This window comes from Burkholderia sp. Se-20373 (assembly GCF_017104705.1).
GTDB lineage: Bacteria > Pseudomonadota > Gammaproteobacteria > Burkholderiales > Burkholderiaceae > Burkholderia.
In genome coordinates this window covers 1-11,880 of sequence record NZ_JAAGPH010000077.1, presented here as the reverse complement: position 1 = coordinate 11,880, position 11,880 = coordinate 1, and the positions used below count along the sequence as shown (strand labels likewise).

Annotated in this window: 13 protein-coding genes; 5 read left to right on the top strand and 8 right to left on the bottom strand. The window is 60.0% G+C overall.

The window, feature by feature from the left end; translation table 11 throughout:
- Window positions 1-48 precede the first annotated feature (48 nt).
- The 6 genes from G3N96_RS23240 to G3N96_RS23215 all read right to left on the bottom strand — a co-directional run bounded on the left by G3N96_RS23240 (window position 49) and on the right by G3N96_RS23215 (window position 4,710).
- Window positions 49-1,413 (bottom strand): hypothetical protein, encoded by a 1,365-nt coding sequence (locus tag G3N96_RS23240; RefSeq protein WP_206138597.1) that lies wholly within the window; start codon window positions 1,411-1,413, stop codon window positions 49-51.
- Window positions 1,414-1,421: 8 nt separating this feature from the next.
- Window positions 1,422-1,880 (bottom strand): Mov34/MPN/PAD-1 family protein, encoded by a 459-nt coding sequence (locus tag G3N96_RS23235; RefSeq protein ID WP_206138596.1) that lies wholly within the window; start codon window positions 1,878-1,880, stop codon window positions 1,422-1,424.
- Between the two features lie 4 nt (window positions 1,881-1,884).
- A complete protein-coding gene (locus G3N96_RS23230) occupies window positions 1,885-2,373 on the bottom strand; it encodes a hypothetical protein (RefSeq protein WP_206138595.1) in 489 nt (162 codons plus the stop codon).
- Between the two features lie 3 nt (window positions 2,374-2,376).
- Window positions 2,377-2,850, bottom strand: a complete 474-nt coding sequence (locus G3N96_RS23225; RefSeq protein ID WP_206138594.1) for a hypothetical protein — start codon at window positions 2,848-2,850, stop codon at window positions 2,377-2,379.
- Window positions 2,851-3,294: 444 nt separating this feature from the next.
- The gene (locus tag G3N96_RS23220; RefSeq protein WP_206138593.1) at window positions 3,295-3,930 is read right to left on the bottom strand and encodes a hypothetical protein; all 636 of its coding nucleotides are present in this window, start codon (window positions 3,928-3,930) and stop codon (window positions 3,295-3,297) included.
- A 3-nt stretch (window positions 3,931-3,933) separates the two neighbouring features.
- Window positions 3,934-4,710: a hypothetical protein gene (locus tag G3N96_RS23215; protein ID WP_206138592.1), complete on the bottom strand. Its 777-nt coding sequence runs from the start codon at window positions 4,708-4,710 to the stop codon at window positions 3,934-3,936.
- A gap of 1,058 nt (window positions 4,711-5,768) precedes the next feature.
- Here G3N96_RS23215 and G3N96_RS23210 point away from each other — a divergent pair.
- Window positions 5,769-6,617: a DUF6216 family protein gene (locus G3N96_RS23210; RefSeq protein ID WP_206138591.1), complete on the top strand. Its 849-nt coding sequence runs from the start codon at window positions 5,769-5,771 to the stop codon at window positions 6,615-6,617.
- A 247-nt stretch (window positions 6,618-6,864) separates the two neighbouring features.
- The gene (locus tag G3N96_RS23205) at window positions 6,865-8,631 is read left to right on the top strand and encodes a phage integrase family protein (protein ID WP_206138590.1); all 1,767 of its coding nucleotides are present in this window, start codon (window positions 6,865-6,867) and stop codon (window positions 8,629-8,631) included.
- Between the two features lie 81 nt (window positions 8,632-8,712).
- On the opposite strand, the gene G3N96_RS23200 is transcribed toward G3N96_RS23205, so the two are convergent.
- Both G3N96_RS23200 and G3N96_RS23195 read right to left on the bottom strand, forming a co-directional pair.
- Window positions 8,713-9,231 carry a 3'-5' exoribonuclease gene (locus G3N96_RS23200; protein ID WP_206138589.1) on the bottom strand — a complete coding sequence of 173 codons (519 nt, stop codon included), beginning with the start codon at window positions 9,229-9,231 and terminating at the stop codon, window positions 8,713-8,715.
- 113 nt (window positions 9,232-9,344) lie between these two features.
- Window positions 9,345-9,806 carry a hypothetical protein gene (locus G3N96_RS23195; protein ID WP_174984775.1) on the bottom strand — a complete coding sequence of 154 codons (462 nt, stop codon included), beginning with the start codon at window positions 9,804-9,806 and terminating at the stop codon, window positions 9,345-9,347.
- A gap of 90 nt (window positions 9,807-9,896) precedes the next feature.
- Here G3N96_RS23195 and G3N96_RS23190 point away from each other — a divergent pair, with 90 nt between their 5' ends.
- The 3 genes from G3N96_RS23190 (at window position 9,897) to G3N96_RS39730 (ending at window position 11,351) form a co-directional block, all read left to right on the top strand.
- A complete protein-coding gene (locus tag G3N96_RS23190; protein ID WP_041492845.1) occupies window positions 9,897-10,142 on the top strand; it encodes a helix-turn-helix transcriptional regulator in 246 nt (81 codons plus the stop codon).
- Between the two features lie 679 nt (window positions 10,143-10,821).
- Window positions 10,822-11,226: a DUF2384 domain-containing protein gene (locus tag G3N96_RS23185; protein WP_206138588.1), complete on the top strand. Its 405-nt coding sequence runs from the start codon at window positions 10,822-10,824 to the stop codon at window positions 11,224-11,226.
- Complete coding sequence (locus tag G3N96_RS39730; RefSeq protein WP_277399453.1) at window positions 11,223-11,351, top strand: hypothetical protein; 129 nt, start codon at window positions 11,223-11,225, stop codon at window positions 11,349-11,351. The genes G3N96_RS23185 and G3N96_RS39730 overlap by 4 nt, the downstream gene beginning before the upstream one ends.
- The last annotated feature ends 529 nt before the right edge of the window (window positions 11,352-11,880 follow it).

Sequence of the window (11,880 nt, the reverse complement as noted above, 5' to 3'; positions counted from 1 at the left end):
TCCGTTTCCTTCTTCATGGTTTATTTGCAAGCGTCACGCCTGACCGAACTACTCAACTGCAATGAACCCGGGATTGATACAACGGTAATCCCGGCGATTCTGGACGATGCTGCGGCAACCCAGCGCGAACATATCGAGGTCTGCCACTTCACTCGGTGCATACCCATGAAGGACACGCAAGGCCTCCGAGACAGCGAGCGCTGCCGTGAAAGCACCGACAAAAGCCGCCCCAACCGCCTTTCCCGCCAGTTGAACGACTCCGCAACGGTTAGTACCCCGCGCCATCAATGCCGCATAGGCGTCTCTAAGTACCGGCTCTGGCTGCTGCGGACGCGGCCGCCAAGTTTCGGCGGTCGATCGAGAGGCCGGGAACGTGTGCACACGAAGACATTGGAAATCGTCGTACCGGCTTCCCAGGCCGGCTTCGACAATGAAGCCAAAGCCTGCAGAGTCGAGCGCGCGACGGGCTTCCGGATTGTCGACGCCGCAGAATACGAGCGAAGGTTCATCGGTGCCGCGCCGCGTGTACGCATCGAAGCCGCGCTCCACGATATTCGTGGCGAAACCCTGATGCTCCATCCAGTCGGCCACGACCCGGGTCTTCTTCCTGTTCATGTGATCCGCGTTCGTGAGCACCGAGGTGCTTTCCGTCGAAGCGCCAACCACGTCCGTGTCCTGCAGGAGCAGACGTGGCCGCTTGTCCCTGCCGGGCGGATACGGCAGTAGACTCAAACACCATGCAAATGCTTGCCCTAGGTGTCCCAATCCCAGCAACCACACCGACGAGGGGAGCACCTGCAGTCTGGGTCCGTCGGCGTGCGCAGCCGACCACGCCAATGTCCCAGGAGCCCACAGCGACAGACCGATGTCTTCTGACCCAGCGCTATATCCGTCGCTGACATAACGAAATGCCTGACTCACCGCCAGCGCCGCGGATGCCACCGCGGCAAGCGGCATGACATATTCCTCGCTGGCCGCAACCATCTCGAACGGCTCATTCACCGGGGCCACGCCTGCGCGCCAACCCGCCATGAGAAGGCGGAGATGAAACGGCGAACGCGGATCACCGGCGGCGCCGACCTTAATGATCGGAACACCGTCTGCCGGTTCCGCCGCACTCGCACCTGCACGCGTCAGCGCGTCGCGCAGCAAGGTCTCATCGCCAAGCGTCTGGTGAAGCGCCACATCAAGGGCTCCCGATACGGATACGCCACCAAGGAACGCACGTCGCCCCAACTCCACAAGTGCAATCGCTGCGATCTGCTCGTGCAGGCAGCGTGACGCCGACAGGTCAAGGTGAAGGCGAAATCCTTCGGCTATAGCCTGCGCTTCATCGAAAGACTTCGCTCGCCCGCTATCAACCAGTCGCTTGACTGTACGGTGCAACGACTCTGCCTCGAATTGGTTGGTCACGATTGCCCTCACAAGCCGATGTACATGAATTTCCGATTTCGGCGCTCGCCGACCTCATCCCATTTGTGCGCCCCCTGGTACACATAGATGCCCAAGTTCTGCCGGGACACGGTTCGCACCGCGAAGTCCGGCACGATGATTCCGATATGCCCTCTCACCGCGACCATCGGGTTCTGCCGATCTGTGTCACTCTGGCCGTATCCACCCGGATGCGTATGGATATCCGCCACCACTGACATGCCTTGCTCACGACAGAGCGCCCAGAGACGTCCCATATGGCAACCGTCGATATGGACGTACCCACTATCGAGTGCATGCGGATCGATGTCGTCATACATCACGAAGTTCGTTATCGTGCGCACCTCGCCGTCGATATGACCAAGCAGGAACGCGCCACTTTCCCTTCGTCCGTCGCTGCGGTGCCGCAGTCCGCGCACCAATCGACGCCACAGCCAGACGTCGCACACCAACCTATGCTGCGGCGACCAAAGGCGGCGAATAGTCTTCCGAATTGAGAAGGACATAAACTTCCTCGAGATACTGAACGATGGATCCGTCGGTCCGCCAAAGCCTGGCTGGCATTTGGGTAGCCCAGTTGGGATGCGTCATGATCGTCACCCGATCACAGGCCAGATAGAGCGCCGTGCCCTGCTGCCAGTCAGATCGGAATACGTCGCTGACTCGCCCGCCCTTACCACGCGGCCATCGGTGAAACGGTAGCGGGCAGTTGGCCACCGAGTCCCAGAGTTGAGCGGTCGGCGGCTGTGCTGGGAAGCCACTGAGGTCAAAGCGCAAACTGAAGGTACCCACGGACGCCGTTACGTCGATCAGTGCTTTCGGCCATACGATCTCTCGCAGACGCCACTTTTCGTCCGCCACACCGAGACAGAACGGCGCCGCCGCGACATCCGCACCAAAGGCGCGTGCGTCGGGTGTCAAGCTCGGTTGAGCGGTGTCCATGTCTTACCCCTGGAAGCGCTCGTTCGGCACCAGGTCGAACGAAACACAATGGCTGCCATGCTGCGTGAGCGCACCCAAGTGCGTCGAACCCATCGGGCGCTCGGTCGTCCCGCTCACCTGCAACACGTGCTCCGCGGCGTGCACGGGATCGACACCGAACTCACTGTCAGCCCACAACTTCAGGCGGCTGACGGTTATCGCAGGCGACGCCAGGCGCTCGATCACCCGGCCATTGAAATGGACCACCACCTTGACCTCGCAGCGTGGGTGGAAATGCAGCTTCGGATGACGCTTCTCGCGCAGAACCACGATCAGCCGTTCCTCCGTCAGCATCAGGTCTCCGTCCTCTTCGAAGACCTTCAGTTGCTCAAACATGCCCCCGGAAACCGCGCTGACCAGTTCAGCCAGCGTGGTGCCTTCGACCACATCCAGGCTCCGAACCTCGCGACAATTTTGCATTTGGTAAAAAATAGTCATGATTCGCAATCCTTATCGTTGACCTTACCAGCCGAATGCTGATGGTGGCCTTCATAAGGGAAATCGCTTCGAGTCACAAAAACCGGAAAGTCTCGCGGCGCTTTTTTGCTCCGATCACTCAAGGAACCAGCAACTCCGCGACCACCTTCCCCATCAGGCAGGCAGAACCGCCACTGAGGACATACGGAACGGCCCTGGATCAGGGCATGTGCATGAAGAATCTCAGCACGAGAGACGTCACATCGACTCTACGGTCGAGTCGGGGGGAGCAGAGAGGAAATTGTGGTGGGAGGCTTGCGCGGCGTCTGATTGGCCATGAAGCGCGCGTGACTGCACGTTTCATGGCCAATCGAGGTCAAACTGGAGGTATGGTAGCTCGTTGTCAGACTGATGGGACAATTGGTCAGAACGGGAACATCCTGAAAGGATAGGGAAAATCGACGATCAATGCTCGCCGGCAAAGCGCTTCATGAGCACTGAAATTTCAGCCGAAGACAGCCCAGCATGCCGTAAAGCCTCATCGAACGATTCCTGCTTGTTGGACGTTGAACCGCTGGATGTGCACGACGAAGTGGCCAGTCTTGCCACCTCCGGTCTCGCCATCAGGTGAGAAACGGTGACATCCCGCGCGACCTTCAGATTGTGAGTTAGCACGTCGATAAGACCGCTCGGGATCGTCGAAAAACTGATCTTTCGGTCTCGCAGCTTGGTCACCACTTGCTTAGGCAAACCCAATGCGTCAACAAGACTGCCGAAGTCCGTGCGCGACAAGGGCGCAATGGGGTTTTCCACCTTTTTCGACACCTGTCCGGCCTGCGCCCTTTCTTGCTCGAAGCGAAGATTATGGAAGCGGCTCACGGCTCGGCTAGCGACCAACCGGGTGGCATCTGATTCGACGGGTTCCGCAGAGAACTGATCATGGACCAACGACGCTGCGAAATCGATGAGCTCATCCTTGTACTGAGGGAACACTTGAATGTAGTGGCTCAGCTGATCAGCGGTCGGCAACTCCCGCTCCGCTGCAAATTGCAACAGCACCTCCTCACTTTGCAGCTTGCCTTGAGGATTGTTGATGGTCATCATTCACTCCTTAAAGTTGACGAGCTTCTCTGCGACTCGTTTCTGACGGTTCCTCACCGTCTTCGGTTTGACGTCAAGCGTGGCGGAAATGGTCAGTTCCATCGGGTCGTTCGACTCGCTCTGAACACCAAGAACAGTCATGATGGCCAGCGTTCGTAGCGGCTCAGGAAGATTCGAAATTTCAGCAAGCACTTGTGCGGTGAACACGCCCCGCTCTGGCTCGGTCAGCCCCAGTGGCAATGACAGGTCGGCCTTGGCCCGGTCAGCCAGATCCTGATTCGGCGCGTCTTCGTCGTACGCGTCTTCGGAGATCGGCAAGGACCGCGAATGCCTGACATGAGCGCGGCGGGCCTCGCTCGCTGCGAGCGATGCAACCGCGTTGTCGAATAGCACCTCAAAGAAATCGAGCTGCTCGCATTGTCCATCCCCTGCGGCGGCGACCAGCAAGTCAACGAACCTGTCCACGACGTTCTGAACCGCCTCTTCCGAATCGATACCGCGCACGGAGAGCTTGTGCCTGGCAATCTTGCTGCAGTGATTCGTGAGTCGGGGGATCAATCCGTTCACCACCTTTGCATGACCACTTCGACACGCCTCGCGATACAACGCGACCAGTGCCTCGGAACTACAGTAATCTTTCGAACCTTTCGTTAAGATTGCCGCGCGCTCAAGTAACAAGGCCTCCGGCAACGCGAGGAGCGCCTCGACCTCGACTTGCACCTGCGGCAATCGGGTCATCGTCACGCCGGCCAGCGTTTTTTTTGTCAATTGTCGGGCCATAGGGCCTCCCTCCCTTTCAGCGCTTCATATACTCAAATAGCAGCGGCTTCGCAAAACCGGTCAGCGCTCTTGAAAAAAATTCCTCATGATGCGACCCCAATATATCTTGTCCTTCCGTTTCTATTCTCTCCCCACCGCGATCAGCCGCCAGTTCATTTCCCGAGTCGTACACGAGACGAAGCCTCACGTCGGGCCACCTGATGATTCCATCCGCTAACAAGCCGTCTGCCACACATGATGGAAGCCGTGCGGCGAAGCTGCTCTGACCGATCCTTTCGCCGCGCCTGATCCGATCGACGATCGTGGGCGTGGCAGTTGTCACTGTCGCCACTCGCAGGAGCGCCTGTCCTGGCCGATTGCCGAGACAATACGCTCCTCGCACCATGTAATGCGGTCTGCCGACCTGTCAAAGAAGCCATTACGGCCGGCCAACCTAGCCTCGGTTGACCGGCCCTCATCGCAAATACCAACCTCGCGAACTGCACCTTCATCACGAACGCCCTCATCTTGAGCAAATGCCTGGATCCGGTCCGGTAATGACAGAGATGAGCCACGATCCGGCCGGTCAAGAGGTCAAGAGGTCAAGAGGTCAAGAGGTCAAGAGGTCAAGAGGTCAAGAGAACAACGCTTCCGACCTCATCGGCATACACCGCGCAGCGCTCGCCCAGCGATCCGCTTGATGTCGATTTCCGTACGCGTGCCTGCGTTTGTTGGAAGGTGTGCCGTGCAGCGCATCGCCACGAACTCGGGCTCAGCTGATTGCCGCTCAAAAGTGACGATCTCGTTCGCCAGCGACCGGAATGGCGCTTTGACAAATAATCGCGAGCCGCGACTAATCCCGCTCAATATCGCTACGAGTTGCCGCAGCCGCCTGCGACAGCCCGTATCATGAGCCGGACCCAAGCCGTGCCGCGCCATGGCGCAAAGGGCGGCCAGTCGTCCACTTGCAGCGAGCCACCGTCTTCACCCTCATGTGCACTACGTCGCATCTGTCAAGGCGGAGGCCGTCAATCGTTACCGTTACTGCTTAAATCCCCTGTCCAATACAAAAGGATGCTATGAGTGCCATTTTGGGAGCGGCAATCGTTCCGTTCATGACCAATATTCTGTCGATCCTCGGTCCAGCCTGCTTCGCTATCTACGCGATCTTTCGCCTGAACTCCACCCAGATCATTCGAGAAAAGATATGGAGCACGTTTGTCGGTGACAAAGATTTCAACGACACGAAACTGCAGTCCTTCGGGCAAGCTCAGCTTGATTTGACACGCTTTCGCTTGGTGTACGGGGTATCGGCCCGATCGGTTGCAGACCTGCATCGGCTGCTGTCTTGGATGGACCGTCACCGCCTCACCCCGATTGAGGTCAAACGTGCGCGCGCGTGCATCGATCCATCCAAGGACGAGCCGCTCACAGCACCACGGACGCGACATCTCATCGCACGTGCCGCCCTGCTCGCGGTCATCGCGACGGCCTTAGTATTGACCTTCAAGGCAAGTACCTCGAGAACGACACTCCTCACCATGCATGCCTCCAAGACGTGGCTTTGGAGCGACGGTGCGAGCGTCGAGGGTGTTCGGGGAAAACCTTGGCGGCTTGATGCTCGGTCTTGCGCGAGCTTCCCGCTGCCGGCTCCGGCCTTGACCCGGTTAACCGATAACGAGACGGTGGCCATTTGCAAGGGCTTTGCTGACGGTACACTCAAAGACACCGTCAGCAAAGGATTAACGGATCAACGCCAAGCCGCCATCGTATTAATGGTGTTCGCCTTCCCCATTATGGCAATCGTCGCCTTCAGTTTAGGAGGCGCCCTGAACGCACGCTCGCTGGTCCATCGTGTACAGGCCACGACAGGTGCCCCGCGCGATGCCTTGGCACTCCCGACAACCGCGAACCTCATCGAGCAATAAGGCGATCCCGGGCGTGGACGCGTCCCTCCAGTGGAAGGACTCGCGCGGATCACGATCGTCACCTCCGGTTCACCGATCAGCCGACCCCAAGCGCGGTCGCGAACGGTTCTCTCCGCTCGGCGAGGGGATACCCCAGGCCAGCTGCGGAGCATGACTGAACACGCCGCCCATCGGTAGATGAGTGAACGCAGCGTTTGCGATAAATAGTCTTATCGCCAGTGCCTTGCGCGCGACCTAAACTGGTTGCATGAGAACTGCGTCGACCTCCTCCGCAGGGCCAGCCAGTGGAAATCTCACTGCGCCCGCCCTGCCCGATCTCGCTTCGCTGGCCGCCCTGCGTGCCTGGCACGCAGGGCTCACGGCCCGCGCGGCAGTTGAGCGCTACCTGCCGCACCGCAAGGCCGATGGCCAGTCATCGCGTGGCCTCTTGAGCCGCATCCGTCGCCAGCTCGTCGCGTGCGCAGCCGCCCGTCGGCGCGATGATCTGATCCCGCTATTCACGCACCCGGCCGCGGATCGTACCCGCCACGCGGCACGGGTCGTTACCGCGCTCGACGTCCTGCGGACGACCCCCATCCCGGCGCCACAGCCGACCGACCCGGTGACCCACTGGCTGCCGCCGCGCATCGTGCGTGCACTGGCGGCCGCTGGCGTCGACTCGTTCGCCGACCTGCTGGTCCGGATGGCCCATCGCCAAGGCTGGTGGCTAGCGATGCCTGGGCTGGGGCGCCAGGGTGCGCACCGCGTCGCAACCTTTGTCGCGGCGCACTCGAACCTGGCCCAGCGTGCCGCCGCGCTCGTTCCGTACGAGACCGCGACCGTTCAGTTGATCCCGCGATGGTCCCTGGATGCACTGCCCGCTGACCTGGATGGTTCGCGGGGCCGCTTCCGGGCCCCGCCCGACACCTGCGGCCTCGCCGCCGCCAACGACCACCAGGCAATCGAGGCATGGCTGGAACTCCACGAGGGCACCCATACGGTGCGTGCCTACCGGCGCGAGGCCGAACGGCTGTTGCTGTGGGCCATTGTCGAGCGCCGCCAGCCCCTCTCGTCGCTCACCACCGACGACGCGATCGCCTATCGGGCCTTCCTGCGCCATCCGACGCCCGCCGCCCGCTGGATCGGTCCACCGCGCCCGCGCACGACGCCCGCGTGGCGTCCGTTCACGGGACACCTGACAGCGCGGTCGGCGGCCCATGCGCTGGCCATCCTGCGCGCCCTCTTCGGATGGCTCGTTGACCAACACTACGTCGTGCTCAATCCGTTTGCAGGCGTGACAGTGCGCGGCGGCGCAGCCCGTGCACCGTTCGATACCGGGCGGGCGTTGACTGGCCGGGAATGGAAGATCGTACGGGCTGCGGCCGACCAGGTCGAGCGGACTGGCTGGACCGCACCGGCTGCAGAGCGACTGCGTTTTGTGCTGGATTTCGGCTACGCGACGGGCCTGCGGGCACAGGAACTGGTGGCGGCGACACTGGGCGGCATCACGGCTGACGCCCGCGGCGCCTTATGGCTGCAGGTAACAGGAAAAGGGGCGAAATCGGGGCGCGTTGCCCTGCCGCCCCTCGCGCGAGACGCGCTGCGGCGCGCACTGAAGGCGCGGGGTCTGCCGGTCATGCGCACTCGTTGGCATCCGGCGACACCGTTGGTCGCCGCGCTCAATGCAGAGCGTCGCGGGGAACGCCACGCCGGCATCAGTGCGACGAGGTTGCGGCAGGTGTTAGGTGAGTTTTTTCGGGAGACGGCCGAGCGCGCAAACGCCCGTCATCCGGCGCTTGCCGAGAAGCTACGGCACGCCAGCCCCCATTGGCTGCGACATACGCACGCCACGCATGCGCTGGACGCCGGGGTGGAATTGGTCGTCGTGCGTGACAATCTGCGCCACGCGTCGGTGGCCACCACCTCGACCTATCTCCATGGAGAAGAGGCAAAGCGTGCGCGCCAGGTCAGCGCGGCCTTCCAGCGCCAGCCCCGTCGATCACATCGTCGAGGCACGTCCCGCGCAGTCCAATAGTCGCGTCAAACACACGAGGCTAGGTGCGGCATAGGGGAAAAAATTGCTGCCGGCCACGCAGCGGCCTCGACTGGATCACGGTCAACCGATGTAAGCATACGCGTTCGCTCGAGCGTCGTGCAGTGCGTGGTGCTCGCCGCCATGCCGTGCGAAGTATTCGGCTTGCCGCCGAGGGTCGATCTGGCCACGGATATCCTCGAGCATCCAACCCTCAGGCAACTGGCCATCGAATAGAAATTGCACCAGGCTCAAGTCTGTCACCAGGTCATAGCAGAGCACCGGCTTAGAGCCAGTCGGGATACCTCCGATCCAAGCCCGCAGCGCCTGACGCAGTTGATTAAACGGCATCGCGCGCTCCCTGAATCGCCCCAGTTGCGGCAGCACCGCGGCCCGAACGAAGTCACTACAGCGCGCAGTATCGTAGTCCGTGCATTCGCCGTAGAACTCAGATCCGTTTTCCCCGACGATGGCGAGACTAATGAGTTGAGGTGCCTCGAAATCCGTGAACTCGGTATCGACGAAGAAACGATTTCCCCAACTGCCACGACCGTTGGATGGTACCGACCAAGTCGGCCCGTTGTGGAAGCGGGTATACGTCATAGTCGTTCACCTTGGGCACATTCAGCACATAACACCCGGACTTCCTCTCCATCCCACTACGAGAGGCAAATCCGCGCACACGGCCTGTCCATCGGAACACGCGCCCTTCTCGATCATTTCGGCGCCGAGCCCGGACGCGATCGCCTTGCTTGCCAGACTCGTTTGCCTCGGGCGTAGCGCGTCGCGAAACCGCTCGGCACGGAAAACTTTCGCCCCGTCACCGTCGTGAACTGCGTCACCGTCAGCAATGTACGGTCGTCCGCGCTTAATTCGGTCGCCCCAACCCGGATTTCGCTCAGTGGATCCAGATACCAGTCATCTACCTGACGCGCACGGCGCGTGCTGACCACCGCCGCCCCTCGCAGCACGTTACTGCCGTCGAGAAACTGCTTCAGCGATGCTGCTCCCGATGTGAGATCCGTCCAGATCACGCAGGGAATCCCGCGTGCTCGCTTTTCAGACACCCGTAGAACCAGTAAGTCGCCAGGCGTCCACTGTTCCATCACCGCCCATACAGCCGCACCGGCCATCGCCGACTGAAACGGTAGACGGTTCCCATCCTGAATCAAAAACATATGCCTTGCAGCTAGAGAAACTGGCCGTACCCGAGAAAATGGGTCGTAAATGCCGTGGCCAAACGAGCATCATACCGCGACCATCATTGGATGCAAAGGGTATCTGGCAAACGGGACGATGCAGGACATCTGGCCGCGATTGGCGCGACGGTCCGTGCTCGCCGGCTGGAGTTTGGCGTCTCGCAGGAAGCGCTTGCCCTTCTCACGGGAATCGATCGAAGTCACATGGGCCGTATCGAAAGAGGCCAGCGCAATTTGACCATCCTCAACCTCATCCGAATCGCTGACGCTCTGAATATTTCACCATCAAAGCTTCTGAAAAGCTCTGGTCTCTAAAGCAGTAGTGTTTTGCGTGCAAGGCCAATCTTTGTCACGCTAGCGTTCATAGTGATTGCGGACTTGTGACTCACCAACTCACCGACGAGGAAGGCCGCGATAAGCAATCCCATCACCATTGGCGCGACATCACCGACTCTCATCGAATATTGAGCTTGCTTACATCAAAGAGACGCGCATCCACTCGAATCACACTCTTAGATAGTCGCGCCCCGATGTCCAGGAAGTGTCCTATTGCAAACTGCTCGCCGACAATCTGAATTACAGCGCGTTGTTGCGAAGGTCGTGTCCACCACGGCCTAGATTACCTTGAGTCGATCAAACTCTCGCATCGTCAGTGTCACCAATCCGGCTGGCTGCATGGTCGGCTCCGCGCTCGCTCAACGAGCCGTCCAGCATGCCAGCAGTCAAAAACACGACAATAGGATATGGCTGCTACAGTACGGCCGGATGGCAATTTAGCGTATGTAAAATCACTTTTCGGGCTCGCCCGATAGTGCCATCGTCGGCGTGTGCACGCTCATGCAAAAAACGAGCGTCCCGCGGCCGCATGGAGCATCTCTGTTCACCTTGCTTTGCAAGCCGAGCGGATCGAACCCGAGAACCCTTTCGCCTCTTGGAGCAACCAGTAGTCTTCGCGCTACTATGACGTAGGAAACGTGTTGCATTGGATCGCCAAATGTCCGCTCAAGCTGAAGCCATTCCGACGTTCAAGGCTGATTTCGGCGCCTTGATGAACTACCTGCAAGACGCCGACGTCAGCCCGGTGTCGATTTCGCCGCGTCGCTACATCAGCGTGCTTCGCCTTGAACTGCAGGATCTCGCTACGCAAGCTCATGTCCACCGGAGCACGATCAGCCGTGCGCCGAATTCCGAGACGATCCAACTCTTTTTGCGCGAAACGCTCCGGGTGCTTCGCGCAGCCACTGACGTCACCGGCGATGTCGAGCGTGCAATTTTCTGGTTCAAGAACGAGCCGCTGCGACAGTTTGGTTACAAAACGGCGCAGACACTCGTATCTGAGGGGCGCGCGTGCGTCGCGATCAAGTATCTGCAGATGGCCGAGGCAGGATTCATCGGATGAAACTGACGCATGTGAGCAAGTCTGCCATCGTACCCATGCGCCTGCATGGGCCCTCCAGCCAAGTTCAGACGCCGGCGCGGCACTTCATGGCGGTCGACAGTCTCGGCAACGCCAACGGCCTTTAACCTCGTCCTGTACCTGGACAACCTGAGAGCGGAGACGGACGTATCCGCGCCGTGTTGGCTTTTCTGCTCAGCACCAGTAAGCTATGAGGCAGATGCACTGCTGTTGTCGAAATTAGGATCGAGGTCAAATCCTCGACTTCCGTCCGAGCAGCATTCGTGTGCGAGATGACGCAGACACCCCGTTTACGAGAAGGCCAGTTGGGCGAGAGCAATACTAGTTTTGCTGCCAGCAACGTTGTTTGGCCGTTGCCAGGAGCGGCCTGCACATCGCATGACGTAGCCCTAGTCAGAAAATCAATTTGACTCTGATCTTTAAAATCGCAACCACCAAGTTCGCTGCCAAGTTCAGCAAGCAATTCCGGTGCGAGGGTAAGCACTCGACCAGCACCGTAGCGTAGGTCCTTGACGACGGGAGCGCGATGCTATCGGATGGGTTCGACGTGGGCAGTAGACGGCAGCGCCGACGCCACGTTCCACGGCAACAACTCGTCGATGCGGTTGATCGGATGGTCAGCGATGCGCTCAAGAA

Coding starts and splice junctions, on each gene's coding strand:
- G3N96_RS23190 (WP_041492845.1), top strand. CDS start 9,897: ATGCAAAGGGTATCTGGCAAACGGGACGATGCAGGACATCTGGCCGCG.
- G3N96_RS23195 (WP_174984775.1), bottom strand. CDS start 9,806: ATGTTTTTGATTCAGGATGGGAACCGTCTACCGTTTCAGTCGGCGATG.
- G3N96_RS23210 (WP_206138591.1), top strand. CDS start 5,769: ATGAGTGCCATTTTGGGAGCGGCAATCGTTCCGTTCATGACCAATATT.
- G3N96_RS23225 (WP_206138594.1), bottom strand. CDS start 2,850: ATGACTATTTTTTACCAAATGCAAAATTGTCGCGAGGTTCGGAGCCTG.
- G3N96_RS39730 (WP_277399453.1), top strand. CDS start 11,223: ATGAAACTGACGCATGTGAGCAAGTCTGCCATCGTACCCATGCGCCTG.
- G3N96_RS23205 (WP_206138590.1), top strand. CDS start 6,865: ATGAGAACTGCGTCGACCTCCTCCGCAGGGCCAGCCAGTGGAAATCTC.
- G3N96_RS23215 (WP_206138592.1), bottom strand. CDS start 4,710: ATGGCCCGACAATTGACAAAAAAAACGCTGGCCGGCGTGACGATGACC.
- G3N96_RS23200 (WP_206138589.1), bottom strand. CDS start 9,231: ATGACGTATACCCGCTTCCACAACGGGCCGACTTGGTCGGTACCATCC.
- G3N96_RS23185 (WP_206138588.1), top strand. CDS start 10,822: ATGTCCGCTCAAGCTGAAGCCATTCCGACGTTCAAGGCTGATTTCGGC.
- G3N96_RS23220 (WP_206138593.1), bottom strand. CDS start 3,930: ATGACCATCAACAATCCTCAAGGCAAGCTGCAAAGTGAGGAGGTGCTG.
- G3N96_RS23230 (WP_206138595.1), bottom strand. CDS start 2,373: ATGGACACCGCTCAACCGAGCTTGACACCCGACGCACGCGCCTTTGGT.